Here is a 26966-nt window from a genome sequence, read left to right as displayed (position 1 = left end):
ACGCCGAGGGGGCTGAGTTGGGACGGACAAGGCGAGATCTGTCTGGCTGCGGCGGGCGGTCAATGCGGGGCAGAACGTGTAGTTTTCCGGGGCGAGAGCAGGAGGATAGGGCCCGGGTGTTGCGAGGTCAGGGCCGCATCTTTATCTTTCGGGAGCAGGGCTGGCAGATATCACATCCACCTGACACAGCTCGTGGCGAGCGCCGAGCGTGGACCTGGATGCGGCGGTGCGAATTGGGATGAATGCGAGCAAATATCCGCTGCAGACGCTCGACTCCTGACTGTCCGGACTATCATCACGTTTGCTGGTCCCTGGCCGCCTTTGCCCCGAGGCCGGACACGGCCTGAAAAATTTCCATCATTACGTATGCTCATGAGTTCCCTCCCTGAAGCGCTGAACAATTTGACCGTAGACGATCTGAAATCGCTGATGCGCTGGCTTCCGGAGGCGTCACGCATCGGAAAGAAGGGTGTGCTGGTTGAAGAGGTCCTGCGGAACCTTGCCGGCGACAGGCTGTGCGCGCTGTGGGAAGGCCTGGACGAGACCCAACGTCTGGCGGTGGCAGAGGCCACGTATGCCGAGGATGGCTGCTTTAACGCCATGCGGTTCCGAGCGAAGTATGGGCGTTTGCCGAACTTTTTTGTCCGCGACGAGCAGCGCCGACACCAACACTCTGGGCCGCCCACGGCGTTGTGCCTGTTTCTGTACTATCAGAACGGATGGCGCTGCGTGCCTGCCGATCTGAAGGAGCGGCTCATGGCATTCGTGCCGGCGCCCGAGCCTGTCCGGCTGGACACGACCGCTACGCTTCCCGACATGCACGGTGAAAGCCCGTTGACGGTGCGGCTGTGCGAGCGCGATGCCCTGGCGGATCTACCGGTGCTGCTGCGCCTGGTGGATCAGGGAAAGATTCAGGTCAGCGAGAAGACATCGCTGCCGGGCACGGCGACGCTGCGTTTGTTGTGCGGGCAACTGTCCGGTAGCGACTACTACGCCTACCACGCGCCGAATCCCACCGATCAGGAGATTGGTCCGATCAAGGCATTCTCTTGGCCGATACTGCTTCAGGCAGCCGGACTTGTACAATGCAACGGCAGCAAGCTGGCGCTGAGCAAGGCAGGACTGAAAGCCCTGACGGCGCCCACGGCTGACGTGCTTGGCACAATCTGGCGAAAATGGCTGAAGGCGACGCTGCTGGATGAATTCAGCCGCATCGATGTCATCAAGGGGCAAAAGGCCAAGGGCGGTGCGATGGCTGCCGTGGCGCCGCGCCGCGCGGCGATCACCGAATTGCTGCAGCGTTGCCCGCCCGGCGAGTGGGTCAGCATCGACGCGTTTTCCCGCTTCATGGTGGCAACCGGGCGTACTTTCGACGTGGCCCGCGACCCTTGGAGTCTTTACATCTGCGAGCCGGATTACGGCAGCCTGGGACACAGTGGCTACCATGACTGGGACATCCTGCAGTTGCGCTACATACTCTGCTTCCTGCTCGAGTATGCGGCGCCACTTGGCATCATCGACGTCGCATACACCGAACCGGCGGGGGCTCGGCCTAATTTTCGCGACATGTGGGGAACGGATGAACTCCAGTTCCTCAGCCGCTACGATGGGCTGGCCTATTTTCGCGTGACCTCGTTGGGCGCCTATTGCCTTGGCGCCAGCGCCCATTACACGCCGGCGCCGGTTCGGTCCAGCGTTAGGCTGTCTATCATGCCCGGCATGCAGATCAAGGTCATCGGGGACGGTCTTTCGGCGGAAGAATCCCTGGTTCTGGACATGTGGGCGACAGAAGAGGTGGACATGCTCTGGCGGCTTGACCTTCAGAAGGCCATCGTAGCGGTCGAGAGGGGGCATGACATCGCTGAACTTCGCGAATTCCTGCAGGCCCGGGACGACCAGCCGCTGCCAGATACGGTGGAATCCTTCATCAAGAGCACCGGCAAGCAGGGCAAGGCGCTGAAAGTCGCGGGGACCACGCTGCTGATTGATTGCCATGACGCGCAAATGGCAGCCATGCTGGCCACTCGCAAGGAGACCGCCCGTCTGTGCCTGCGCGCCGGTGATAGGCATGTGGTCGTGCGGCTCGAGGATGAAGAGAAATTTCGGACACATATTCGCGCGTTGGGCTATGGGATGATGGCCTGAGGTTTGCACAGGTCGGCTGTGCCATGCCAGGGGTGGCCGCCGGCGGTGAGGGCTAATGGAATAGTTCAAGTTTCGTCATTCCCCGGAACATACCGGGTCACCGACTATCGACCGCGGGCACACCTGCATGACTTATATTTAACATAATGCGGTGCTCGGCAGGCACAACAACAAGGCGCAACCGGGGGCGCGCCGGTAGCAGACGGTAATGGTGAATCCCTGAAGCGGGTCGCGCATGGCAGCGCAGCGAGGGGGTGGTATCGTACGCGTTTGGTCGCTGCGTCGGTGGTACGCAGGTGCAACGACAGAGTATTGAGAGGGGACATCAGCCGCCATGGTGGATTCGGCTTATCCGCAGTTCTTTCGTCCGCTGACGCTGAAGAGGCGCCGGCTGATCGCGGCTTGCATCCGCGCATTCTATGCGCGGCTTTATGGTTCCCATGCCGACTACCGTTCCATCCTCGGGCGCGAGGACTTGCGTGACCTGTTTGTTCAGACCATGCAGTCTGCCACGCTGCCGGCCGACCCTGCCGGGGAAGATGGCGAAGATGGATTCACCGCCGGTGACCTTGCCGACGACCAGAAGCTGGCAAGCGCCATCGTGCGCCTTCTCGTCGCGGATGGCTGGCTCGAAACCGCCGAGGATCGCGTCAGACTGGTTACCGCCTATCGCTTCACCCGCGCCGGCAAGATCTTCGCTCAGGCGCTGACGCTGGCCGACCGCCCACGCGAACGGACCCGTCAGCGCAACATGCGCTCCTGCAAGAATGCACTGAGCGCCTTCATCGAGCGCCGCGACGTGGAAGACCTGCTCGACGCCTACGAGTATGCTGATCGGGTCATCGCCGACCTCTCCGAGGACATCGAACTCTTCTATGACCTGGCCCGCAAGATATTGCTCGATGCGCATGTGCAGGGAAATTGGGATGGGTTCATTGAGTTCGTAGAGCGACGTTTTCGTGATGAGTTCTCGCCCCGGCTGGTCTATGACAATGCCGAGCGCCACCGGCTGGACATCGGGGCACTGATCGAACGTCTTAACGAGTTGAGCGCGGCCGAGATGCAGGCCATTGACGATGACCTGGCCAACCACGCGGCGTGGGCCGCGCAGTCCGCGCCGGACGGGGCTATCTTGAGATGGATGCTTGATCGGATCGACGAGATGGTGACTGCGGCCTGTCGGACGAAGCAGCCGGAATTGTTCCGGGCCATGGAAAGCTATGTCCGCCGCCATGTGGTCTTGTTGTCGCAGAGCCTGTTCATGGGGGCATCGGGCAGCGGGGCGGCATTGTCCGCCCTGATCCGCCGGCTGGGGGAGATGCCAGAGCGGGAGCAGGGCGCGTGGCTGGAGCGGCAGGGGGCCGCGCTCGCACCGGTAAGCGTGGCACTATACGATCCCGCCGCGGTACAGCCGAGAAAGGCCGGCGAGCGTAACCGGGCACAGGCCGTGAGCATTGTTCCGGAGATCACGCAGGAAGAGCGTTTGCGTCAGTTCGTACGGCAAGCGGAAGAGCGGGCCTTCTCCCTGTCGCATCACGACGTCGTGGATTACCTGCTCGGTTCCATGCGTGGCACGGGTGCGCTGCGCCTGTCCGAGTTGCCGGTCGACGATGCCATCCAGGCGTTGTCGTTGTTGCGGGCCGTCGAGGCGGCACGGGACCATGAGGGACTGGACGTGGAGCGGCTAGACGCCGAGCCGCTGGACAATGCCATCATGTCGGGCACCGACTATGCAATCAGGAGGCGACACATCGGCCATGGATGAAATTACGATTGGCCAACTGGTGGAAGCGGAACTGAAGGCGGCGGGCGTCAGGCCGGAGGCGTTCCGGCAGATTCTCGGCCGCCTGTTCGGGCTGTCCATCCTGCATCGGGAGGACAGCGCCATCGAGCGTCAGCTCTACGACGACGCTGTGCGTATCGAGGGCCTGCTCAATGCGTACTTCGACGTGGGCGGGTTCCGGCTGCTGCACGAGCGGCATCAGAGTTATTTTCGGCTTTACCCGCCGGGGGCGCGCGTGCCTGGACTGCCCGCCGAGGACGATGCTATCGCGGTGGACGCCGTGCGGGCGAAGCTCTCCGCCGATTTCGTGGCATGCTGCCTGGTGCTGCGCTTGCTGTACAACGAAAGCCTGCGGCAAGGCTCGATCAACGAGCGCAACGAGGCGCTCGTCACCGTGGAATACCTGAATGCCACGCTGACCGCGCAGGCGCGCCGCTCACTGCCGGCCAAGACTGCACGGGAGAAGCTCTTCGCCGACCTGAAGCGTGCCCGCCTGATCGACTACCGGGCCGATTCCGAGGTGGAAGATGCCGACGCTCTGGTGGCCATTCGTGGAACGATCCTGCAGTTCGTGACGGATTCCGCCATCGATGCCCTGCTGGTCGAAACACGGACGCCCGTGTCGGCCGTCACGTCGCCGGAGCCTGACGATGAAGCTTGAGAAGCTCATCCTGGTCAACTGGGGTTTCGTGGTGTCCCGGGAATACCCCTTTGGTCACACCACCTTGCTGTCGGGTTCGACCGGCGTTGGGAAGTCCTCTTTCCAGGACGCGATCCAGCTGGTCATGACCGGAGGCAAGCAGCACATCAACGTTTTCAACTCCGCGCAGGACGAGAGCGGCGCCTCGCGCGCCGGCGGCAAGGTGAGGCGGACGCTGGCGTCGTATGCGGTAGGCATGCGCGACAATCTCTGCGTCCGGCCGTATGGGTCACATACCTATGTCGTCGCAGTCTTTGCGCCCGATGACGGGGAGTCCGCCGAGCCATTCACCGCCGTGGTGGCCGTGGAAGCCGCCGTGTCCGGTACGCGCGAACAAGGTCGAAGCGTCGACGTGGCGCGCAAGCTCTACTTTGTGCTGCCCGGCAGCCGCGCGATGGAGGCGGATTTCATCGAGTCGCGCAAGGGCAATTCGATTACGGCGGTAAAGGTCGAGGATATCTACCATCGGCTGCGCCAGCGCTATCCGCGCGTCCTGCCGTTCGAGAACAGCATCGAAGACTATCTGTGCAAGCTCTATGCCGAGTTTCGCGGTGGCGGCAAGACGCTGGTCGGGCCGCGTGAGGCCGAAGCAGCGGCACGTGCTTTCGTCCAGTCCATTGCCCGCAAGACCGTCGGCTCGGTGGACGAGCTGATTCGGGAGCAAGTGCTGGCCGAGCCTGATTTCTCCGATCAGATCGGGCATATCGCTTCGCTCATGCAAAACGTGCAGCGTCTGCGCAAGATCGCCACCGAATTACTGGCATGCCGGGAGCGGCTGGGCGTGCTGAAGGCACACGCGGATGCGTTCCTTGCTGCGTTCGAAGAGGCCATGGAGGCCGAACTGGGCGAAGCGCTGCGCCGGCAGCAGGATGTCGAGGAGGAAATCCAAAGACTGGAGGCCTGCCGGCGCCGCGCCTTGGCCGATGTCGAAAAGCAGCAGGCGCTTGCCGACCGGCATGCACAGGCGCTAAAGCGCGCCACGGAGTTGCACGGCACTGCCAAGGGGCGGCTCAATGGCAATCCGGTGGCGCAGGATCGTGAGCGGCTCAGCCGCGAGATGGCCGCCGCCACCGATGATCGATCCCGAATCGCGCTGGACGTCCTGGCCGCCCTGACGGGCTTGCGCGGCGTGCTGGACGAACTGGCTGCCCTGGCTAAACTGCCTGCAGGGCCGGCCTGCGCCTACGCAGCCCATGTAGAACGGCTGGTTGTCGAGGCCGCGGCGATCGATGCCGCCGACGGCCACGCCGCCGCGCGTGAACTGGCGGCGATGCTGACAGGCGCGCAGATCGACCCGGCGAGCCTGCGGCGCGACCGGTTTGCCAGGCTGGATGCCGCCCTGGCCCCTGTTGCGCAGCAGCTGCACGGTGCCGACGGCCTGTATGGGGCAGTAGTACAGGAGCAGACGCGAGAGTCAGATCGCGCGGCCGCCCTGCAAGGGGAAATCGATGACCTGAAGCGGCGTCGGCAAGGGCTGGAAGATGGCCACTTTGACTTGCCGGCGCATGTGGAGGCCGCGGTCCGATATCTCGAAGCCCAGATGCCGGGCGCCCGTCCCAGGGTGCTTTGCAACCTCGTCCAGCCGCGGGAGGGCTCACGTTGGCAAAACGCCATCGAAGGGCTTTTGGGCGGCAACCGCTTCGTGATCCTGGTGGACGCGCAGTACGAGGGGAGCGCCATCCGGGCGCTGCGGCATGAGATGCCGGCGACTAGGCAAGGGCGAGAGGCTTCCGTGGTACAGGGCGAACTGGCCAAGCGGCGGGCGGAAAATCAGGCGCTGTCGCCCGATGCCGTGCTGCAGGAGCTGGTGATCGCTGATGAGACTGCGCGCGCTTATCTGATTGCAAGCTACGGGCGTTATGTCAAGGTAGCGGATGCGCAGGCGCTGCGCGGCGCGCCACAGGCACTGACCGTGGACGGTATGGCCAGCGGCGGGTTCAAGATGTTTTCGTCATGGGTGGAGGACGGCGAACTTGCCTTCGGTGCAGAGGCTCGGCGCAAGCGCGTGGTGAGGCTTTCCCGTGAGATCGACGAAAAGACGCGGGAAAGGGACGCACATCGCGCAAGCGCCACGGAGTTGGCTGCATGGGGTGCCCGTCTGCTCGGCCTGAAGCTTGTGCCTGTCGCACCAATGCTGGACAAGCTGGGTGAGACGCAGCGTGAATTGAGCAGTCTCGCGGCGCAGCTCGCCAGCCTGGATGACGCCGATCTTATCGTGCTGGAACGCCGCGTGGCGCGTGCAGAGCAGCTATTGGACGGCCACCACCGCTTATCCAATACCGCATCGCGCTTAGCGGGCGAAGCGGAGGGGCAAGCGCGTGGCTTTGAGGCGAACATCGCTGACGCCGAGGCTAAGCTTGCTGGGTGCCAGGACGGCGTGAGACAGGTCAACGCTCGCGTGGCTGAACTGATCCGGCTCAATCCGCATTTTGACCCCATCCGGCTGGATCAGCGCGCCCGGGATGCAGCCAGGGAGCAGACTTCCGCGTCCTTCGATGGACGGCGGCGCCAGCAGGCCGGCCTCTACCGCCAGGAGCGCGAGGCATTCGAGCGGAAGCTGGAGGCACACAACCTATTGTCTTCCTCGTTCGATGAGCGGGTCGACTTTCAGCCTTGCCAGTCGACCCAGGAGGAGTACGAGTGGCATGCCTATGGCGGCGTGCCCGCCGCCCGGCGGCAGATCTCGGCCATGCTCGAACGGCTCGACCAAGTGCGCATTCTCAATAACACCAGCGAGCTTCGCGGCGCCGAGAAGAACTTCAACAATACCTTCAGTACGCATTTTGCGCTGGCCGTACGCACCGCGGTGGAGCAGGGCATCGATCCGCTCAAGCGGCTCAATGAAAAACTCAAACGCCTGGCATTCGGCGAAGACCGTTTCGAGATCGAATATGGGCAGATGGTCAAGGAGTACAAGAAGTATTTCGACCTGTTCCAGGAACTGAACCGGCTGGCCGAGACGCAAACGCCGGTGGATCTGTTCTCGGCGGCCGAAGGCGTGCTGTCTGCCGACAGCGTCGTGGCGCTGGACGACATCAAGCTGCTATTGCTCGACACCAACCGCGACCACGCGTTGCGACGACTGAAGGACATAGCGGACTACCGCAACTATCGGCAGTATGACATCCGCAAGTATTCGGAAGATGGACGCGAGGCGTCCTTGGCGAGAATGGCGACGTTCTCGGGAGGCGAGCTAATGACGCCGGCCTATCTCGTACGGGCCGCGGTGCTGGCCCAGGCATTTCGCCAGTTCGAGAAGACGCCGAGCCTGAAGCTCATGATGATTGACGAAGCCTTCGACAAGATGGACGAGGGCCGCACCGCTGCCGTGATGCGCTATCTCAATGAGAACCTTGGCCTGCAACTGGTGGTTGCCATGCCGTCCCGCGCATCAGGCCCCCTGCTCGAGTTATTCAGTTTCGAGCATCGTTTTTCCCTGATGAAGGTTGAGGGTCTGGCAGGGGAACTTGATAAAATTACAGAGGTGGACAGCTCCCTGTTGAAGGCCGACCGGCTGCATGCCCTCTGGACTGAACGCCGGGAGGCTGTGCGGCGTGAAGCGGCATGGCAGTTCGACTTGCAGGAGGCACGCAAGCAGTTGCTCTCGGACATGGGGACATGAGCGTCGACGGCATTCGGGGGAGCCGGCCGGCTGCCCTCACCGCGTTGCTGAATGCACTGGTGGACCGCATCGAGGCGAAGCCGTTTGCCGAGAGGCGCCGCGATATCAGCTTCCCGTTGAGTGCCGGGACGTGGCCGGACTTTTTCGCGATCGCCCTGCACGGGGAACGTATGTTCGTGTGGCGCGCCCTCGAAGCGCTGCAGACGCAGCCCGGGTTGGCGCTGGTGCTAGACCAGCGTCGCGGCCAGCGGGATCTTGATATCTGGGAGCGGTCACCGAAGCTCGTCATTGCCGCGCAAGCGGAAGCGTTTCTTCGCGATGAGACGGGGCGCCAGCCCAGTGCCTTGGTCGCCTGGATGGCTCAGTGGCGGCAGGCTGTGCCGGCGCGCTTCAGCAACGCGGCGTTGTGCGAGCGGCTGCTGTCTCGTCCGATCCTCATCCTGCCACGTTCACCTGAGCAGGTACTGGAGCGTCTCGCGGGCATTCCGGCGCTTGTGGGCGAGAGCCTCATGCTCCATGAGGTGGCAAGTCGGCAGTTCTGGGGCTTGTCTAAAATTCTCAACGGCCAGCAGGAAGCCATTGCTCTGTTGCTTGACACGGATGTCTGCCCCTTTTCGGACAAGCCGGTACAACTTCTGGTAGCCGCCCGTACAGCCGATCCTGCCGCCCCGATTCTGTTTGTGGAAAACGCTGCAACATTTGAAGCGATGGCGGCAGGGAGGCTGAGTGCCGCCGAAGGCTTTGTCCTGATATACGCATCCGGATACAAGGCGAGCGCGAGGCGGCTGCGCCAGCAGGGTGGCAGCTCGGTTTATTTTGCCCCGGGCGTGTTTGAGCGGAATGCGGCATTGGGGCTTACCGTTCTTGCATGGCTGCATGGGACCGACGTCACGCGCCCTGTTCATTTCTGGGGCGACCTGGATTTTGCTGGGATGGCTATTCTCAAGGAGTTGCGTGTGGTATTCCCAGGCGCGCAAGCGTGGAAGGCTGGCTACGAGGCGCTGCTCGCACGCCTGCTCGCCGAGGAGTCCCACGCGCCGGATGAAGCAAGGAAGTCGGGGCAGACCGATCCTGGCCTCACCGGTTGCCGTTATGCGGATGAAGTGCTGCTCCCAGCGCTACGTAGGCTGGGCCGATTTGTCGACCAGGAAAGTCTGTAGCATCTTGACTAATCCCCACGCCAGACACCTACGTGAAAGCCTGCCTTGAAACGCTGGCTCTGCCGCGCACGTCGATACGGCCCGATAACGTTGTGCTTATCGAGTCGTCAGCCAAACTGTCAATGATTGGTTGCGACAGATCCGGGCGTAGACTGGTCGTCGCAGATTGTTCACGAGAGGAGGACGGCCACGCTTGCGGCATTGATCAGGGCACTGCATAGCGCCAAATGGCACTTCTGACACGGCTGCCCCTATCCGGCGTTGCATCGATTGGAAAGCCTGAGGTGGGATCTGACGCTGAGGCCAGCCCCGAAGAAGCCAAACTCCTCGGCAAACTGGAGGAGTTCATCGTCTACCTGGACAGCAACCGGCACTTCATCGTGAATAACGGTAACCGCCATAGGCATGGGGAGCCCACTGCATCGGGGTGCGTCGAGTCGGCCGTCAACCAGGTAGCCAGCAAGTGGTTCGTCAAACGCCAACATGCCGCTTAGTCAGCCCTCGTTTTGGCGCGGTCTCCTGATCTGATTCGGTGCCGATCGGCTCGGTCTCAGAGGACGAGGATAGCTGATTGTACGAAACTTGCAGATGTACGCGGAACGCGTACATTATGTGCAGCTTGAAACACTTAACATGCGATATTTGCCGCTTGTTCACGTAACGCGTACACTGCATGGAAATCGTACAGCAAGCGTATGCAGAACCCTTATCACAGCGAATTGGAGAGACTTCTTCTGGAAGACGCCGCTCTGGCGTTTGAGCAGACCACCGGCATGCGGGCCGTGTCCGAGGGACCAGTTTCCTCGGGCCCACGCTCGCTGTTGGGCGGACTGATGCACTTTGATCTCGGGCACGGCCGTACATTCACGATGCCGGTCGAAGTGAAAGCCCGCATTGATAGGTTTGCTACCGTTGCTAGGCTCAAGGAAGCTCAGGAGGAACTCGGAGAGCAACTGCTGTTGGTCACGGACTATCTTTCGCCCGAGATGGCCGAAAGCTTGCGAGACAACCAGCTTTCATTCCTCGACACTGCAGGAAATGTCTCGCTGAACCGGCCGGAGGCTTTGCTCTACATCGCCGGCCGTCGCAATCGCGAGCGAAAAAAAACTGCCTTGCCTAGGCGCACCGGCAGCCCCAAACAGCTTGAGGTGCTATACGCACTCATCACGAATCCCACACTCGTGAGTGCGCCGTATCGAGCTATTGCCTCAGTTGCCCAGGTGGCAATCAGCACTGTCAACGTAGCGATTGACGACTTCCTTGAACGCCAACTACTCATCGTGGGCGCAAACGGCAAGCGCCAGTTTGGAGATTGGGATCGCGTGGTAGAAGAGTGGGTGTCTCTCTATCCCATCAAACTAAGGCCAAAACTGGCTTGCCGGCGCTATTCCGCGGATAGATCAGACTGGTGGCAATCCAGCGATATCTCAAAGCACGGTGCAGTTTTCAGTGCCGAAGTCGCAGCGGCAAAGTTGACCCATCATTTGCGACCTCAGCGTGTCATGCTGTACGCTGCCTCAACGTCGCCCAAGCAGTTGATCCTCGAGGCACGTCTGCGCGCTGATCCACAAGGTGAAATCGAGATCGTCCAGGCATTCTGGCCCACGCTTTCTCCGCAGCCGATGGGCGTGCCAGCGGACGTGGCACACCCTATTCTCGTTTATGCGGATCTACTTGATTCCCGCGAATCTCGCAACGTGGACCTAGCCCGAAAAATCAAAGAGGACTATCTTGGCCATCGCCCATACACTCCGACTTGATCGGCCAATTGATGCCACCACAATATCTTTACTCCGCGAAGTGGACCAGATCGCGAGGGCCATGGGAATTGAGTATTTTGTGGGCGGGGCCATGGCGAGGATTGTCATCCTCGAGCACGTCTTTGGTGCTCCGCCTGGCCGCGCAACCCTAGACGTGGATATTGGCATCTGTGTTGCTGATTGGGCCTTGCATAACGCATTTAAGCAGAGTCTGACGGCAACTGGACGCTTTCATACAATTCCTAAGAACCCACATAAGCTGATCTATCGTTCTGCCCCTGCGGAGGCAATGCAGCTTGATATCATCCCTTTTGGTAACGTCGAAAATCCTGCGGCCAGCATAGCGTGGCCACCGGATATGGATACGGTCATGAATGTCGCGGGCTTTCGCGAAGCCTCTCAGGCTGCTGTTCCCGTCCAGGTCGACGCTGATCTACTTGTTCCATTTGCGTCGCTTCCCGCAATGGCGATTCTCAAGTTGCTCGCTTGGAGAGATCGTCATCATGAGAGCAAGCGTGATGCAACAGATCTCCTGATTCTTCTGAGCAGCTACGCCGGTGCTGGCAATGAGGATCGACTCTACGGCCAGGAAAGCGGGCTCATGGAGCAGTATGGCTTCGATATCGATCTCGCCGCTGCTGCGCTGCTGGCGAAGGACAGTAGCGCGATTGCGTCGGCAGAGGCGCGTACGCAGATCTGTGAGGTCTTTGACGACGAGGTCAAATACCAATTGCTCTTGGAGCATATGGCCTTCGGTGATCGATTCGCTTTGCGTGATGGCGAATCGGACCCTATGCGGGTTCAAGCACGATTGAATACTTTCCGAGAAATGTTCATCCCACCTATGTAGACGAAGCAAGACTGATCGAATCTGAAGATGTGCGACAACCGGCAGGAGCGCAATAGTGGAGACCGCGCCAAATCGGAGTAGAGGGGACGGGCAGGGCGAGATGCCCGATTGGCTGCGGCGGGCGGTCAATGCGGGGCAGAGCGTCTACTGCGTCGGATAAGGAGAGTGCGCCAAAACAATGGGATGGACGCCCCCAACCAAACGGCATCGATGTGCCACAGTGGAGTTGCATATCACCACTTCACGGAAGGGAGCATCCATCATGAAGGCTACTACCATCGGCATCGATCTGGCGAAGAACGTCTTCCAGGTTCATGGTGTTTCTGAGAACGGCAAGATCGTCTTGAGAAGACAACTCAAACGCCATCAGGTGGCAATATTCTTCGCGAACCTTGCGCCCGCCCTTGTTGGCATGGAAGCGTGCGGCAGTGCACATTACTGGGCCAGGAGGCTACAAGGCATGGGGCACACGGTCCGCCTAATGGCACCGCAGTTCGTCAAGCCCTATGTCAAGACCAACAAGCACGATGCCGCCGACGCAGAGGCGATTTGTGAAGCGGTAACCCGTCCCAACATGCGCTTTGTACCGATCAAGAATGTCGAGCAGCAGGCGATGTTGGCCTTGCATCGGGCTCGCCAGAGATTTGTGAGCGCTCGCACCGCGCAGGCCAATCAGATCCGTGGCCTGCTCAGCGAGTATGGATTCGTCCTACCTCAAGGAATCGCCTGCATTGCGGAAAAGGTCCCCGACATCATTGAGGACGGCTCGAACGAGCTACCGGGGACGTTCCGGCAGCTCATACAGCGCTTGATGGCACATCTCAAAGCGCTTCACCAACAGGTATCAGAAATCGATGCAGAGATCAGGGCGTGGCACAGGCAGAGCGACCTATCCTGCAAGCTCGAGAAGATACCAGGTGTCGGCCCCGTGACAGCCACTGCGCTGGTGGCAACTATAGGGGACGCGAAGCACTTCAAGAACGGCCGAGAGTTGGCCGCTTGGCTAGGCCTGGTGCCAAGGCAACACTCAAGCGGTGGAAAGCAAAATCTGCTTGGAATCAGCAAGTCAGCGTGGCGACTCCTACTTGCGGACGTTGTTGATTCACTGTGCGCGCTCAGCAATCTTCGCGTCACGACGCAAGGGTATGGAGCAAGGTTGGGTCCACGACGTGGCGCGTCGGCGCAATAGCAACATAGCCGCTGTCGCGCTGGCCAACAAGATCGCTCGAACTGTGTGGGCATTATGGAGGCATGACAGGCAGTACCGACCTGCCTACACTCCTGCGGCTGCAGCAGCGTAGGCAGTTCTCTCATTTAAGGCGTGAAGCGGTATCAGTAGGAGAAGCAGACCACAGATTGCTCAGGCAATCATGAAATGATGGCAACAGCCCCCAAGCACTTCTGAGTGCGGCAAAGCGAGAGGGATCTGGCCAGCGAAACCCATCAGGGACAGCGGCGATGCCGCAGCGAAAGTCCGAATGTACGGTTGCAATCCACCTTCCGGTCATCATTGAACGAGCGCTTGGCAAACTGGGGGCGTCCATGTACGGGGGCTGACGGCCGGACCGCTACCGAGAGGCCAAGGAGGCACCTAAAATGCGCGCATGGCTTCCGATGTCCGGTCCGCGCGGTTGGCATTGACGGCTTCCTTCGGCGGGCCGGACACCGGCGCCGCCAGGACGGCTGGTTTGAAGTGATTGTTGGGAAGTCCCTGCGGAATCAGGATGGCGGGCATAGTTTTGCCTACGTGCATAAACTGGAGCGCCGACCGGCCGATCGTATGTGGAATTTCCTTCTTCGTGAGGGTGTGCAACCCAGTCAGCCGGTGACCTTTCTGTCGGACGGCGGGGATACCGTACGGTTTGCGCAGCTCGGTTTTGGTGACCGCGGTGAGTACGTTCTCGATTGGTTCCACATCGCCATGCGGGTACAGAACCTCGAACAGATGATCAAGGGCCGGCCGGCATACTGCGACGGCCCGACCAACGCGGCATTGATCAAGGCGCTGCATGGCGCAAAGTGGCACCTGTGGCACGGCTGCCCCTATCCGGCGTTGCGCCGACTGGAAAGCCTGGGCTGGGATCTGGACGCCGAGGCCAGCCCCGAAGAGGCCAAACTCCTCGGCAAGCTCGAGGAGTTCATTGTCTACCTCGACAACAATCGGCACTTCATCGTGAACTACGGTGACCGCTATCGGCATGGGGAGCCCATTGCATCAGGTTTTGTCGAGTCAGCTGTCAACCAGGTGGTCAGCAAGCGATTCGTCAAACGGCAGCAGATGGCCTGGCGGCCTCGGCACGCGCACAACCTGCTACAAATCCGGACTGCTGTGCTCAATGACCAGCTCCGGTCTTACGTTGAACGATGGTATCCGTCCGTCGCCGGAGAAGGGGGCCACCGCCTTGCCGCTTAGTCAGCCCCCGGTTTGGCGCGGTCTCCTAGTTCCACTTCGATTTGCGGAAAGTTCCCCGCCGCAACGGCCCGCGCCGGCGTCATGCGCTGGTCCTGAATCAGTCGCGCCCAATGTCGCAACGGCAGGCCCCGGGCATGCCGCGCACCCCAAGGGATGGTGGGGAAGGTGAACGATGATCTGCGCCGCTGAGCCCTCATTTACGTAATGGAAGCGGCAGCGCAGTCTTGTACCGGACCTGCTTGAGCGCAAAGCTGGAACGGATCTTCTCAATGCCCGATATCGGCGTCAGTTGCTCGAGAATGAATTTCTCCAGCGCGGGAATGTCGCTCACGGCGACTCGTATCAGGTAGTCGCTGTCCCCCGACATCAGATAGCACTCCATGACTTCGTCGTGCTCGGCGATACACCGCTCGAACTCGGAAAGCGACTTCTTGGACTGGGTGGTCAGGCTGATGGAGATGAACACATTGAGGCCCAGGTGCAGCGCCTGTGCTTTGACCAGCGCTACATAGCGCTCGATCACGCCGGCGGTCTCCAGGGCCTTGACACGCGTCAGGCAAGGCGACGGGGATAGGTGGACCCGGCGCGCCAACTCGACATTGGAAAGCGCGCCGTCCTTCTGAAGCTCGTCCAGGATACGGAGATCAATGGCGTCCAGTTTCATGGCGTCAAGACGTTCACAACGCTTCAATCCATGGTTTCTCGCAAGGAGCCACTCGCCTGACGGCACGTGAACGGTGTTTCACCATCCGTACTGCCACCTCAGTTGAAGAGCCAGGGCTCATTCGATCTGCGTCTCGCCTCGTACGATCGGATGCTTTCCGCGCTCTGGAGCGTCAGGGCAATGTCATCCAATCCATGGAGGAGTCGCTGTTTGCGGCTGGCACCCAGCTCGAACGAGATCGCCTTGCCGCGATGCGGCGTGACAATCTGGGCCTGCAGGTCAACATGGAACTTGGTGCCGGGGCTCTCCCCAACCAGCGTGAAAAGCGCATCTATCACATCCGCAGGCAGAACGATGGGCAAAATCCCATTCTTGAAGCAGTTGGCATAGAAGATATCCGCAAAGCTCGGCGCGATCAGAGCCCGGATGCCGTAATCATGCAGCGCCCACGTAGCATGCTCGCGGCTCGATCCACAGCCGAAATTGTCTCTGGCAAGTATGATTTGGGCTTCGGCATAGCAAGGTCGGTTGAGCGGAAAATCCGGATTCTTAGGGCGTTTCGAGGCATCCTGTCCTAGCATGCCACGGTCAAGATAGCGCCATTCATCAAAGAGGTTATCTCCAAATCCGGTGCGGGAGAGGGCCTTCATGAACTGCTTCGGAATGATGGCATCCGTGTCGACGTTAGGCTGATCCAGCGGCACCACGACGGCTTCAAGACATGTGAACGGTTGCATTAGATTTCCTCCCGCGAGATATCGACAAAGTGCCCGGCAATCGCTGCCGCGGCCGCCATGACGGGACTGACAAGATGCGTTCGCCCGCCTGCGCCTTGCCTGCCCTCGAAGTTACGGTTCGAAGTCGACGCGCAACGCTCTCCGGGGTTGAGACGGTCGTCGTTCATGGCGAGGCACATCGAACAACCGGGCTCGCGCCACTCAAAACCGGCAGCCATGAACACGCGGTCCAGGCCCTCGGACTCGGCTTGCGCCTTGACCAGTCCCGACCCCGGAACGACGAGTGCGAGTTGAACGGACGAAGCAATCCGTCGTCCTGCCACGATGGCGGCGGCCGCACGCAGGTCTTCGATCCGGGAATTGGTGCAGGAACCGATGAATGCCTTGTCGATACGAATATCTCGCATGGCAGTGCCGGGCTTCAACCCCATGTAGGCGAGGGCGCGCTCCATGCCAGCTCGCTTGACTGCGTCAGCTTCCTGGGCGGGATCGGGAATTCGCTCATCCGCCGTGACAACCATTTCCGGCGACGTTCCCCAGCTGATCATCGGCCGCAGTTCACTTGCATCGATCTCGACCGTGCGATCGAACACGGCCCCGTTGTCGCTCACCAGCGTACGCCAGTAGGCAATTGCTGCGTCCCATTGATCCGGGCGAGGAGCATAGGGCCGATCGCGCAAATACTCGATAGTCGTCTCGTCGACACCGATCAGGCCAACGCGAGCACCCGCTTCGATGGCCATATTGCACAACGTCATGCGACCTTCCATCGACAGCGACCTGATTGTGCTGCCGGCAAACTCGATGGCGAAGCCGGTGCCGGCGGCCGTGCCGATGCGACCGATGATGGCGAGGATTAAGTCCTTTGCGGTCACGCCTTGAGGAAGTGCCCCCTCCACCTGAACGAGCATGGTTCGCATAGGACGCATGGCCAGGCATTGCGTGGCAAGAACATGCTCGACTTCGGATGTACCGACACCAAAGGCCATTGTTGCGAATGCCCCGTGCGTGCTCGTGTGCGAATCGCCCGCGACAACGGTCATCCCGGGCAACGTTGCCCCCTGTTCGGGCCCCACCACGTGGATGACTCCTTGCCGGGAACTGATTATGTCGAATTGCGTGATGCCGAACTCGCGGCAGTTCGTATTGAGCTGCCGAATCTGCTGTCGTGACAGCGGATCCGGGATGCTGTCTATGCTTGTCCGCTCAGCCCTAGTCGTCGGAACGTTGTGATCCACGGTGGCAAGTACGGTTTCCGGCCGCCACGGTTTGCGGTTCGCCAGGCGAAGTCCTTCGAAGGCCTGAGGACTGGTCACCTCGTAGAGCAGATGTCGATCAACGTAAAGCAGTGCCTCACCGTCTTCATTCATGTCGACGAGATGGCTCTGCCAGAGTTTGTCATAAAGGGTACGTGCCGCAAAAGCAGTTTGCATGCAAAAGCCTGTTGTCATGATTTATAAGTTGGCAACTGAATCTTCCGATGCCTTCGCTGCGTGGCCGTGTATCGCCTCTCCATGTCATCAACGTTTCGGCAAGCAATGAACGCTGGAGAGACCGGAAGCCGGATTGCAGGTCGTCGTGAACCGGTAATCCGGGTTCAACCGTGCCTGGTCACTCGATAACCACGTGGACCTGCCTGGCTAGCACCTCGTAGGCGCTCAACTCCGCCTTGATTTGTGCGCTCATCTGCGAGGGTGTGCTGCCGATGGGCTCAGCCCCTAGCTCGAGCAGTTGCCGACGAATGTCAGGAGCCTTTGCCATGCGGTCTATCTCGCCATAGATTTTCTGCACGACCGGCGTGGGCGTCCCCCTGGGAGCAACGATGCCAAACCAGGTTCCGACATCAAAGCCGGGCAGCACGGTTTCCGACAGCGTGGGAACATCGGGCAAAGCGGAGGAGCGCCTTGCCGTAGTCACGGCCAGGGCCCGCGTCTTGCCTGCCTTGACATGCGGCAGAGCAGAGGCAACGGTGTCGAACATCACCTGCACCTGACCCCCAAGCAGATCGGTGACGGCTGGGCCACTGCCCTTGTATGGCACGTGCACAAAGTCAACGGCCGCTCGCTTCTTGAACATCTCGCCGATAAGGTGGTGCGCCGTTCCCGCGCCAGCAGTTCCGTAGTTGAGCTTTCCCGGTTGCGACCTGGCAAGCGAAATGAAGTCCCCGATTGTCCTTGCGGACACGGCAGTGTTCACGACCACCACGTTGGGCACCATTGCGATCACGCCGACCGGTGCGAAGTCGCGCTCGAAGCTATAGGGCAGGGTCTTGTACACCGCTTGGGCGATCGTATGATGAACCGTTCCTAGCAGCAGCGTGTAACCGTCGGCCGGCGACTTGGCGACCATACTCGCACCGATTGTTCCACCCACACCGGGCTTGTTCTCCACTATCACAGGCTGGCCCCAAGCCACTGTCATGCGGTGAGCCAGGAGGCGAGCCAGCACGTCCGTCGTGCCACCGGGCGCGAATGGGACAACAATCTTGATCGGCTTATTTGGATAAACGGGTGCCGGCTGTGCAGTTGCCATGGCGCAAGCCAGGGCTGCCGGTGCAAGGACGAGCAAATTTCGTCGTAGTTTCATCTTTGTCTCCGTTGTTTTCTGGCGCACGTGGATTGAAGCAAGGGAGCGCCCCCACAACGCGAGGGTCGTGGCGAAGATGCACTCCAGCCTGGGGTTGTGGCGCCGTTCGTGAGGGAAGACTCTACCTGCGAGCCGGCAGAATGTGATGCCGATCCAATGGACCACCAAGCAATGCTTCAGCATGTAATGCCGTCCACCGTCAGTGACCGGCTCTGTGTGCCGACAGAGGAGGGGAAGCGGCCGATCCCAGGGCGATCAACTTAGTGGTGGCGGCAACACTCTGTCATTCCTGTGTCCAACGCACCTCGTTGAGATGTCCGCATTCGGTCTCAATGATTTCTCCCGCGTTAAGCAGGCGCATTTCGCGGAAACTGCCGGCGACCAATTGCACGCCCACTGGCAGGCCATCGGCCACACCGGTCGGCACATGAAGCCCCGGCAAGCCGCTTGCCGCCACTGCGATGAGCGGACTTTGCACCCTAAGCAGGGCCTTCATTTCGGCTACGGAGCCGAGGTCGCTGCCCCATGGCAGTGGGGCGTGACATGAGGTCGGCAACAGCGCGAGCGGGTACTGTGCGAATCGTTCGCACCATTCGCGGCGGAAATTGTCCCGATCGGCGATCGCCTGTGCATAGCCCGCCAAGTCGACCTCGGGCACGCACCGCGCCATGTTATGCACCGAAATGCTGATGTTTGGATCGCCAATGGCATCCGCAGCGGCGATCATCCCGAACTTGCACTCTGTCATGACGATGCGCTGCCAGATGTCAACGCCGCGGTCCAAGTCAGGCATGCTGACGCGTTCCACCTGGTAGCCGGCAGCGGTCAGGGCGGCGGCGGCCTTGCGCAGGGCGTCGAGCACCGGCGGATCCAGCTCGACACCGCGAATCTCGTCAACTAACGCTACACGCACTGGTGCGCGATCGTCGCCGTAGTGCATCCGCGAGTCCACCCACAACGGATCCACGCCACCGCCAGCGGCCATGGCCTCCAACGCCAGCCGCGCGTCCGCGATACTGCGCGCCAACGGTCCTTGGGCAGACATCGCCTGCAAACCGAAGAATCGTTGGGGCGTCGTGGGGTGATGGGCAGGAATCCGGCCGGGCGTCGCACGCAGGCCAACCACGCCGTTGACGTACGCGGGATAGCGAATGGAGCCGGCAATGTCCGTGCCGTGGGCAATCGGGCCCATGCCCGCAGCAACGCAGACGCCAGCGCCGCCGCTTGACCCGCCGGAGGTCACCGACGACATCCATGGATTGGTCGTGCGGCCATGGAGCGTGTTCTCGGTAAACCAGCGGAACGAGTGGGGCGGTGTATTGGTGCGCCCGATGACTATGGCGCCTGCGCGGCGCAGATTGGTCACCACGGCGCTATCGTCTGGCGCAATCCGCGCTTTCCACAGGGGAGTGCCATTGGTGGTGGCCTCGCCTTGTACATCGACATTCAGCTTGATGGAGACGGGCACGCCCGAGAGCGGCCCCATCGCACGGCCCTGGCTGCGTTGCCGGTCTATGATGGCCGCGCTGGCGAGGGCACGGTCGCGGTCCATGTGGACAATGGCATTGAGGGACGGATTCACACTTTCGATCCGCGCATAGACGCTTTCCACGACCTCCGCGCTGGACACATGGCCAGCATGTATCGCTGCGCTGATTTCCGTGGCGTGCCAGCGCCATGGTTCGCTGGAGGTGGGAAGATGGCACGTGCTCATTGCACGGTCGCTTGGGCTGAAGATTTGTCCTGAATGCGTCATGGAATTCTTTCTGCTGTTGCGGGCCCGGTACGGTGTCCGGTATGGGTGGGCCACGGTGTCGCGCCTAGCGCTTATTGACGGCGGTTGCCGTGGCCGGCCCGTGCGGCAAGTTGCCATGGGACGCCCAGGTGTCGCGGGGGCGCGGTTGTCGATCGATCAGCAGAACCGCGATGAATGCGATGACAGCGGGAACAGCCATCAGGAGGAAATTCAGTCGCAGCGGCAGGGTCATGGCTACAACGAAGCCAAGAATCACTGGTGCCGAGATCGCTCCCAGGCGGCCAACGCCGGACGCCCAACCGATGCCCGTGGTGCGGATCGACAGAGGATAGTACTGGCCGGCGTAAGCGTAGACCACGATCTGCGTGCCGATGGTTGACGCTCCGGCCAGCCACAGCAGGACATACAGCGCCTCAGAAGGTGGCTTGTAGCCGAGCAGGGTAATCGAGATGCCAGCCAGTGCGAACATGCAAAGCAGCACGCGCTTGATGCTATACCGGTCGGCCAGCATGCCGCCGCCGATTGCGCCAATCATGCCGCCCAGATTGAGGATCAGTACGAAGGTCAGCGCAGATCCGAGGCTGTAGCCTGCATTGGCCATGATCTTCGTCAGCCAGGAGCTCAGCGCGTAGACCATAAACAGGCACATGAAGAACGTTACCCAGAACATGCACGTACTCACGCTACGGCCGTTTGCGAACAGGCTCCGGATAGGCGTGGACACGGTAGTCGGCTCGGTGGGAATCACGAATTGGTCGTCTGGGCGCGGCGTGTAGTCGGCGCTCAGTCGAACGGCAATGGCGGCGAGCTCCACGTTCCGGCGCGCACGGATCAAGTAGGGTATCGACTCGGGCATCGACCGGAGCAGGAACGGAACGATCACGAGTGGCGCGGCCGCGGCGAAGAACACCGCCTGCCAGCCATAGTGTTCGATCAGGCCTTTTCCAAGAAGCGCCGCAATCATGCCGCCCACGGAATAGCCGCTAAACATCAAGGTAACCAGCGTGCCGCGCATCTTGCGTGGCGAAAACTCAGTCATTTGCGCTACCACGGCCGGCATCACACCGCCAATACCCAGACCGGCCACAAAGCGGAACACACCGAATGTCACGGGGTCGCGCGTCAGTCCCGCCGCGGCAGTAAACACACTGAACAGTGCGACGCAGAGCGCGATGGCGCGGCGACGGCCGATTCTATCGGCCAGGGTCCCCAGGAATACCGCACCGCACATCGCACCAAATAGTGCCGCGCTCACCATCATGCCCGCATGCGTGGCTCCCACATTGAGATCCTTCATGATGTAGGGCAAGGCCAGACCCGCGACGGCGAGGTCATACCCATCGAAGATAATGACCAGCGCACACCACGCGAGCACCACGCCGTGCAGCGATGAAAAACGCGAACTTTCCGCGAGCTTGAGTATGTCGATATTACGCATTGTCTTCCTCCAGCCTGTCTATTAATGAATATCGACCGTGCTTCTCTGCGCTAAGGAAAATTTTCTCCGGGACAAAGGTGCCGATGAGCATCGTCACTGATACACCGGCGGCCACCGTACCAATCGCCATGGCGATAGGAATCAAGATATCCACTGATTTCTCCTGATGTTGCTTGCTCCTTGCCTGGCGAAGGAAATTTCATTGGCCAGCGAAGATGCGAACGAGCCGACCCATGCTCTCTGCCATATTCTGTGGCCCGTGCACGTGTCATATCGTGATTGGATTGTAGGAGCGGATTTTGGTGTTTTAATTCACGAGTTGCATGGTGTCCGCCGCAGTAATCAGATTGGCAAAAGCGGTTCGCCAGCGTGGCTGGAACTGTCTGTGTGTACCGATCCGGACAACTCTGTGCGGGACGCTTCTGGAGGGGGATCGAAAGGGAACTGATAGGGCGGGCGTCGTGGATGCTCACTTTGCGACACTTTGAGCATCCTGCCGGCTCGTCAGGCCCGGTTGATCATTTGATCTTCGGGGATGCTGTGCTAGCCTTCCGCTTTTCCGGCTGCATGGAGCGGAAGCGCTGTTTGTACTCCAGCGGCGTTAGCTGAAGCCTCCGTTGGAATGCGCGGCGCAGCCCGGTCTGGCTATCGAACCCACACTTCGTGGCGATTTCCTTCATCGAGAAATCGGTCTCTTCCAGAAAGCGCCTGGCAGCATCGATTCGCGCGTCGTTGAGGAACGCCATGGGGCTGATGCCGCAATCGCGGGCGAACAGCCGTGAAAGGTTGCGGGCGCTCATGTGCGCCTTTTTTGCAATGGAATCGAGGGTATGTTGCTGACGCAGGTTTTCCTGCAGATAATGCTGTATCCGCTCGACTTCCGAGTTTGCCGTTCCCTGGGCATCCAGTAAGGGGCTGAACTGGGACTGACCACCCGCACGCCGCAGATAGACGACGAGGTACTTAGCGACATCGAGTGCGAGTCCCCTGCCGTAATCCTCCTCGATCAATGCCAGGCTTAGATCGATGCCTGCAGTCACCCCCGCAGTCGTGTAGATGCTCTTGTCCTTAACGTAGATGCGATCCGCCTCGATAATGGCCTGCGGAAACTGACGGGCAAGGTTGATGGCATCGATCCAGTGGGTAGTTGCCGTTCTGCCGTTGAGCAATCCTGCCGCTCCAAGCAGGAATGCACCATTGCATATCGCGGCAAGCCGGCGACAGGTTCGGCTACGGGCTGCAACCCATTCGCAAAGACTTATGTCTTGCATTGCATCGAAGATGCCCACGCCGCCCGGGACAAGAACAGTGTCGAACTCTGGGCAAGGATCGAAAATCGTGCGGTCAGGCACGACTGTCATGCCGCTCGAAGAAGTAATGCTACCCCGCGTCGATCCAATCGTCATGATGCTGTACTGGTGCACGCGGCGACTCAACGCTTCGGCCTCAGAAAACGCATCACGTGGACCTGCCACGTCCAGAAGTTGAAAGCCGGGGAATAGCAGTATGCCGACGGTGATCTTCGTCATATTACAAGAAGGATTCTCGCTCGCGAGCTTGCTCAGTTTGCAGCGTCCCCGTGCAGGCACTGGCGCAGTGCTTCTTTCGAGCCTGCGGCGCGTTCCCGGGTACGCGCACGAGTGGATGGCTATTGGACTTCATGGATCGGCGCGCAGAACAGGCCCACGCACGTCGCGGCCCATGCGGCGGACAGCCTGAGGCGGCTGCCCGATTGTGCGCAAAAAGGCGCGCCTCATTCTCTCGCGATCAGAAAATCCGACCTCCTGCGCGATCACGTCCAGCGAAAGACGTCCTTTCTCCAGCAGTAGCCTCGCCGCCTCCACGCGCAAATGCTCGATGGCCTTGGCGGGCGACTGACCGGTCTCCGCGCTGAATGCCCGACTGAACTGGCGCGCGCTTAGGCCGGCGACGTCTGCGAGTTCGTCGACGGTCAACGCGTTACGCAGATTGGCATTGGCGTAGTCGATCGCCTTCTGGATTCTGTCGGACTTCGGGTCGAGGTCAAGCAGGGTGGAAAACTGCGACTGGCCACCCGCGCGCCGATGGTAGATGACAAGCTTGCGCGCCACGGCGCGCGACACTTCCTGGCCGTGGTCCTTTTCGATCATGGCGAGCGCCATGTCAATGGTTGCAGTCATGCCCGCGGACGTCCAGATGGGTCCGTCCACGATGAAAATCTGATCCTCCTCGACAGCGATTTTCGGGAAGTGCCGCTGCAGGTCGTGTGCGAACCGCCAGTGGGTCGTCGCGCGCCGCCCGTCGAGGACGCCTGCGTGTGCCAGGATAAAGGCGCCAGTGCAGGGCGCCGCGATGCGCCTCGACGTCTTCAGAGAGCGTCTGACGAATGCCGTCAGCGCCGCGGAAACGATGTCAATCTCGACACCAGAGCCGAACATGACCGTGTCGAATGCGGTGTCACCAAACGGCTGTGACTCGACGCGGATTCCTGCGGACGACAGGACCAGGCCGCCTTCCTCCGACAGCACCGTGACTTCATACGCCCGTTCTTCGAGAACGACGTTTGCAAGTTCGAATGCAGTGACCGCGGCCAGGCCCATCAAATAGAAGTTAGGGAAGACAACAAAACCAATTGTATGCATGGGTACTTTGAATCCTGTCATGAGCCATGTCCTGATTTGATGGTATATATGACATTTGAGACACGGTCAACGACGAATATGATTGCCTCGTGGTCAAGCGCCGCGGCGGGCGGCAGCGTGACTAGGCAGCCGCTCCTGCAAGGGGCGGAGACAACCCCTGAACTTTAGCCAGGCATTTTTTGTATGGATCGTCGACTAGTGATACTCGCGCTGGGTATGTTCGCGATGGGCACCGACAACTTTGTTGTCGCCGGCATCCTTCCCGGAATCGCGACATCGTTGCAGACATCGGTCAGCATGGCGGGCCTTATGGTTACCTTCTACGCGCTGACCTATGCAGTGGCTGCCCCGGTCATGGCTGCTCTTGCGGGGGGCTTGCCACGTAAGCTTCTGCTCGTTGCAGCCCTTGGCATTTTCGTTGTCGGCAACGCCATCAGCGCGCTAGCCACCGACTTGCACTGGGTTCTGGCGAGCAGGGTGCTGGCGGGATTCGGCGCGGCGCTGTTTTCTCCAACTGCATTGGGTGTGGCCTCGGCACTTGCTGCACCGGAGAAACGCGGCCGCGCGCTGGCCACGGTAACGACCGGCCTCACCGCCGCCACTGCACTTGGATCGCCGATCGGTACGTTTATCGGGGGTTTTGGAGGGTGGAGATCGACGCTGTGGTTCGTCACGGCGCTCGGGGTTGCCGCCATGATCGGCGTCTGGGCCATGCTGCCATCTGTTCCGCGGCCCGCAGCCATCAAGCTGCGAGAGCGGCTCGCGCCGGTGCGCGACAAACGGATCGCGCTGACATTGCTTACCTCGTTATTCGCGTTCGGCGGCTTCCTGATGGTCTACACGTATGCCGGTGTCGTACTGGAGCCTGTAACCCACGGCGACGAGCGGGTTCTCGCGGGGATGTTCCTGTTGTGGGGCGTGGCCGCGACGCTGGGGAACCTGCTGTCCGGCCGCCTCGTGGACCGGTTCGACAGCCGCAATCTTCTCAATGCGATGCTCTGGGTCGCCATCATCAATTTCTGCGCGCTGCCGTTGACCTCCTCTAATCCAGTGAGTGCCGCTGTCGCGCTGATCATCTGGGGTATATGCGGATGGGGACTCATCGTTCCGCAACAGCACCGGCTCGTACAACTGTCGCCGTATGTGGCGCCACTGCTGCTGGCGCTTAACAATACAGCGACGTACATTGGACTTGCCTGCTCAGGCGTGCTTGGCGGTGTTGTGCTTCCACTCACAGGCGGAGAGTATCTGAGCCTTGTCGCTGCCGCATTGATTGCGATGGCGTTGGCTTTCTCCGCAGCCGCGCATCGTTGCCTGGAGCGGCATGGTGCGCGTCACCGCATGACAGTATCCCGAGAGACAGAGTCAGCCTGACTTTCTTAATGGCAGTCCCAAATGATTCTGCAACGAGATCGGGAGTGCCGGGACGCGATTCTGAATTAGCATTAGCACTGGCAAGCTGCTGCTGCGCGCGGCGACAAGAGTCGATAACGCGCAGTTATCTGCGGAGGATGGTGCAAAGGTAAGCGACGGCCGCTGCGCGCGAGACGTTTCTTAGCCCGCTGCGAAAATCCAAGGGGCGGACGGCGCTCCCGCTTCGCAGGCACCAGCGATTTTTCGCGCATCGGCTGGTAGGTCCGGCATCCTTTGCCCCTTCATCCGTGTGAGGAATTTCCTGCCTTCTTTCGCCATAACACGAATCAAGGATGAAACACAACGCGTGGCAGGGTTCATCCAAGCAGTCGCCCATTCCGCATTCGCTCCGGACGTCGGAATGCGAACCAATGGCAGTAGTTCGACACGGATGCATACCCTTTTAATCTGGGGTGCTACTTTCAGAAAACGCTACTGGTTCGGGGCTCGAACTTTAGTGATGCCTTTGCTATTTCAGGCATGAAACCTTATCAGCTTCCAGCAACTGAATCGATTCTACCAGACCTACTTTATGCCCGTAATCGGAGTCCTTTCATGGGCGTGGCATGACTCTCGCTAGGCTATGTTATTACCCGGGTTGGATATGGAGGCGATAATGAATCACGAACTCCTTGTGCCCCCAACATGGCAGCACGTTATTGCCATTGGGGCCGTCGCACTTTGTGCCGGCAATACAGTCTGGGCGGAACCCGCCGTAACACCCGAACAGAAGTTTCCGACCGGTTATCTGGAATCTGTTGCGACCGGCTACGAGAATGGTCAAGCAACCCAGACCCAGGCCACCGACAAGACACGCGCAACGGCTGGTACGGTGACCCAGACTTCTCTTGTTGCCGAACCCAAAACGCCGAATTCTTCACCAAAGGAGAAAGAGCAGAAGACCAGCAAGTAGTTAGGGGCGTCCTCCGCCGCAAATGCCATGGCGGAGGGGGGAAATCGGTCGTATCTGTCCCCAGACTTCTCAGACTGCGGCAACGCTCCGTATCAGTTCCTTGCCCTGATTCAGCACGCGACGCCGTCTCTCGGCGATCGAACGACCGCTTGCAGAGTAGAGCTGCCACGTGAATGGTGCGTATTTCGGACGAACGTGACCGGCCGTTTCGGGATCGTGACCGGCGATTTCGGCAACGTGACCGGGCATTTCGGGAACGTGACCGACCGGACCGGAAGGCAGGGTTGGCGTTGCGCATGACATCAACCGCACGGGCTATGCTCGCCGGCTTTTGCCGGAGAGAGCATGCCCGCGCACCGGATGAACATGCGCATGATCAAGGACGTTTTAAGACTTAAATTCGAC

18 protein-coding genes and 4 pseudogenes are annotated in these 26966 nt (G+C 60.5%); 13 read left to right on the top strand and 9 right to left on the bottom strand.

Going from position 1 to position 26966, the window contains the following annotated elements:
* Positions 1–372 precede the first annotated feature (372 nt).
* The 11 genes and pseudogenes from E1J61_RS34930 to E1J61_RS34880 form a co-directional block, all read left to right on the top strand.
* Entirely contained in the window at positions 373–2145 is a 1773-nt protein-coding gene (locus tag E1J61_RS34930; protein WP_240746096.1) for a hypothetical protein, read from the top strand.
* 334 nt (positions 2146–2479) lie between these two features.
* Positions 2480–3910 (top strand): Wadjet anti-phage system protein JetA family protein, encoded by a 1431-nt coding sequence (locus E1J61_RS34925; RefSeq protein ID WP_133098379.1) that lies wholly within the window; start codon positions 2480–2482, stop codon positions 3908–3910.
* Positions 3903–4589, top strand: a complete 687-nt coding sequence (locus E1J61_RS34920; RefSeq protein ID WP_133098378.1) for a DUF4194 domain-containing protein — start codon at positions 3903–3905, stop codon at positions 4587–4589. The genes E1J61_RS34925 and E1J61_RS34920 overlap by 8 nt, the downstream gene beginning before the upstream one ends.
* The gene (locus tag E1J61_RS34915; protein ID WP_133098377.1) at positions 4579–8250 is read left to right on the top strand and encodes an ATP-binding protein; all 3672 of its coding nucleotides are present in this window, start codon (positions 4579–4581) and stop codon (positions 8248–8250) included. The genes E1J61_RS34920 and E1J61_RS34915 overlap by 11 nt, the downstream gene beginning before the upstream one ends.
* On the top strand, positions 8247–9410 hold the full coding sequence (locus tag E1J61_RS34910) for a Wadjet anti-phage system protein JetD domain-containing protein (RefSeq protein ID WP_133098376.1): 1164 nt from the start codon (positions 8247–8249) through the stop codon (positions 9408–9410). The genes E1J61_RS34915 and E1J61_RS34910 overlap by 4 nt, the downstream gene beginning before the upstream one ends.
* Before the next feature lie 201 nt (positions 9411–9611).
* Positions 9612–9901: pseudogene (locus tag E1J61_RS34905) on the top strand (ISKra4 family transposase); the annotation flags it as partial.
* A gap of 204 nt (positions 9902–10105) precedes the next feature.
* Positions 10106–11170 (top strand): type IV toxin-antitoxin system AbiEi family antitoxin, encoded by a 1065-nt coding sequence (locus E1J61_RS34900; protein ID WP_133098374.1) that lies wholly within the window; start codon positions 10106–10108, stop codon positions 11168–11170.
* Positions 11142–12020 carry a nucleotidyl transferase AbiEii/AbiGii toxin family protein gene (locus E1J61_RS34895; protein WP_133098373.1) on the top strand — a complete coding sequence of 293 codons (879 nt, stop codon included), beginning with the start codon at positions 11142–11144 and terminating at the stop codon, positions 12018–12020. Before E1J61_RS34900 ends, E1J61_RS34895 begins: the two co-directional genes overlap by 29 nt.
* Before the next feature lie 85 nt (positions 12021–12105).
* A pseudogene (locus E1J61_RS38550) lies at positions 12106–12180 on the top strand (H-NS histone family protein); the annotation flags it as partial.
* A gap of 102 nt (positions 12181–12282) precedes the next feature.
* A pseudogene (locus tag E1J61_RS34885) lies at positions 12283–13321 on the top strand (IS110 family transposase).
* A 203-nt stretch (positions 13322–13524) separates the two neighbouring features.
* Positions 13525–14433 (top strand): annotated as a pseudogene (locus tag E1J61_RS34880) (ISKra4 family transposase); the annotation flags it as partial.
* Positions 14434–14626: 193 nt separating this feature from the next.
* Here the strand turns inward: E1J61_RS34880 and E1J61_RS34875 are convergent.
* The 9 genes from E1J61_RS34875 to E1J61_RS34840 all read right to left on the bottom strand — a co-directional run bounded on the left by E1J61_RS34875 (position 14627) and on the right by E1J61_RS34840 (position 24235).
* Complete coding sequence (locus E1J61_RS34875; RefSeq protein WP_133098372.1) at positions 14627–15097, bottom strand: Lrp/AsnC family transcriptional regulator; 471 nt, start codon at positions 15095–15097, stop codon at positions 14627–14629.
* Positions 15098–15195: 98 nt separating this feature from the next.
* Complete coding sequence (gene leuD / locus E1J61_RS34870) at positions 15196–15834, bottom strand: 3-isopropylmalate dehydratase small subunit (RefSeq protein ID WP_133098371.1); 639 nt, start codon at positions 15832–15834, stop codon at positions 15196–15198.
* Positions 15834–17267: a 3-isopropylmalate dehydratase large subunit gene (gene leuC / locus E1J61_RS34865; protein WP_133098370.1), complete on the bottom strand. Its 1434-nt coding sequence runs from the start codon at positions 17265–17267 to the stop codon at positions 15834–15836. Before leuC ends, leuD begins: the two co-directional genes overlap by 1 nt.
* A 178-nt stretch (positions 17268–17445) precedes the next feature.
* A complete protein-coding gene (locus E1J61_RS34860) occupies positions 17446–18420 on the bottom strand; it encodes a tripartite tricarboxylate transporter substrate binding protein (protein ID WP_133098369.1) in 975 nt (324 codons plus the stop codon).
* 283 nt (positions 18421–18703) lie between these two features.
* Complete coding sequence (locus E1J61_RS34855; protein WP_133098398.1) at positions 18704–20134, bottom strand: amidase; 1431 nt, start codon at positions 20132–20134, stop codon at positions 18704–18706.
* Between the two features lie 106 nt (positions 20135–20240).
* Positions 20241–21614, bottom strand: a complete 1374-nt coding sequence (locus tag E1J61_RS34850) for an aromatic acid/H+ symport family MFS transporter (protein ID WP_133098368.1) — start codon at positions 21612–21614, stop codon at positions 20241–20243.
* Complete coding sequence (locus tag E1J61_RS37600) at positions 21607–21768, bottom strand: hypothetical protein (RefSeq protein ID WP_165971606.1); 162 nt, start codon at positions 21766–21768, stop codon at positions 21607–21609. Before E1J61_RS37600 ends, E1J61_RS34850 begins: the two co-directional genes overlap by 8 nt.
* A 364-nt stretch (positions 21769–22132) precedes the next feature.
* Positions 22133–23143 carry a GlxA family transcriptional regulator gene (locus E1J61_RS34845; RefSeq protein ID WP_133098367.1) on the bottom strand — a complete coding sequence of 337 codons (1011 nt, stop codon included), beginning with the start codon at positions 23141–23143 and terminating at the stop codon, positions 22133–22135.
* Positions 23144–23272: 129 nt separating this feature from the next.
* Complete coding sequence (locus tag E1J61_RS34840; protein WP_133098397.1) at positions 23273–24235, bottom strand: GlxA family transcriptional regulator; 963 nt, start codon at positions 24233–24235, stop codon at positions 23273–23275.
* A 183-nt stretch (positions 24236–24418) separates the two neighbouring features.
* On the opposite strand from E1J61_RS34840, the gene E1J61_RS34835 reads away from it, so the two are divergent.
* Complete coding sequence (locus E1J61_RS34835) at positions 24419–25609, top strand: MFS transporter (RefSeq protein ID WP_133098366.1); 1191 nt, start codon at positions 24419–24421, stop codon at positions 25607–25609.
* Between the two features lie 655 nt (positions 25610–26264).
* A complete protein-coding gene (locus E1J61_RS34830) occupies positions 26265–26561 on the top strand; it encodes a hypothetical protein (protein WP_133098365.1) in 297 nt (98 codons plus the stop codon).
* Positions 26562–26966: the final 405 nt, after the last annotated feature.

The sequence above is a fragment of the Cupriavidus sp. L7L genome (genome assembly GCF_004353535.1).
GTDB classification, from domain to species: Bacteria; Pseudomonadota; Gammaproteobacteria; order Burkholderiales; family Burkholderiaceae; genus Cupriavidus; species Cupriavidus oxalaticus_A.
This window is presented reverse-complemented; position numbering and strand designations above follow the sequence as displayed.

What these genes read in the sequence shown, in the direction of transcription:
- E1J61_RS34925 (WP_133098379.1), top strand. Translation starts at nt 2,480, where the DNA reads ATGGTGGATTCGGCTTATCCGCAGTTCTTTCGTCCGCTGACGCTGAAG.
- E1J61_RS34835 (WP_133098366.1), top strand. Translation starts at nt 24,419, where the DNA reads ATGGATCGTCGACTAGTGATACTCGCGCTGGGTATGTTCGCGATGGGC.
- E1J61_RS34910 (WP_133098376.1), top strand. Translation starts at nt 8,247, where the DNA reads ATGAGCGTCGACGGCATTCGGGGGAGCCGGCCGGCTGCCCTCACCGCG.
- leuD (WP_133098371.1), bottom strand. Translation starts at nt 15,834, where the DNA reads ATGCAACCGTTCACATGTCTTGAAGCCGTCGTGGTGCCGCTGGATCAG.
- E1J61_RS34920 (WP_133098378.1), top strand. Translation starts at nt 3,903, where the DNA reads ATGGATGAAATTACGATTGGCCAACTGGTGGAAGCGGAACTGAAGGCG.
- E1J61_RS34830 (WP_133098365.1), top strand. Translation starts at nt 26,265, where the DNA reads ATGAATCACGAACTCCTTGTGCCCCCAACATGGCAGCACGTTATTGCC.
- E1J61_RS34855 (WP_133098398.1), bottom strand. Translation starts at nt 20,134, where the DNA reads ATGAGCACGTGCCATCTTCCCACCTCCAGCGAACCATGGCGCTGGCAC.
- E1J61_RS34930 (WP_240746096.1), top strand. Translation starts at nt 373, where the DNA reads ATGAGTTCCCTCCCTGAAGCGCTGAACAATTTGACCGTAGACGATCTG.
- leuC (WP_133098370.1), bottom strand. Translation starts at nt 17,267, where the DNA reads ATGCAAACTGCTTTTGCGGCACGTACCCTTTATGACAAACTCTGGCAG.
- E1J61_RS34845 (WP_133098367.1), bottom strand. Translation starts at nt 23,143, where the DNA reads ATGACGAAGATCACCGTCGGCATACTGCTATTCCCCGGCTTTCAACTT.
- E1J61_RS34915 (WP_133098377.1), top strand. Translation starts at nt 4,579, where the DNA reads ATGAAGCTTGAGAAGCTCATCCTGGTCAACTGGGGTTTCGTGGTGTCC.
- E1J61_RS34875 (WP_133098372.1), bottom strand. Translation starts at nt 15,097, where the DNA reads ATGAAACTGGACGCCATTGATCTCCGTATCCTGGACGAGCTTCAGAAG.
- E1J61_RS34850 (WP_133098368.1), bottom strand. Translation starts at nt 21,614, where the DNA reads ATGCGTAATATCGACATACTCAAGCTCGCGGAAAGTTCGCGTTTTTCA.
- E1J61_RS34900 (WP_133098374.1), top strand. Translation starts at nt 10,106, where the DNA reads ATGCAGAACCCTTATCACAGCGAATTGGAGAGACTTCTTCTGGAAGAC.
- E1J61_RS34840 (WP_133098397.1), bottom strand. Translation starts at nt 24,235, where the DNA reads ATGCATACAATTGGTTTTGTTGTCTTCCCTAACTTCTATTTGATGGGC.
- E1J61_RS34860 (WP_133098369.1), bottom strand. Translation starts at nt 18,420, where the DNA reads ATGAAACTACGACGAAATTTGCTCGTCCTTGCACCGGCAGCCCTGGCT.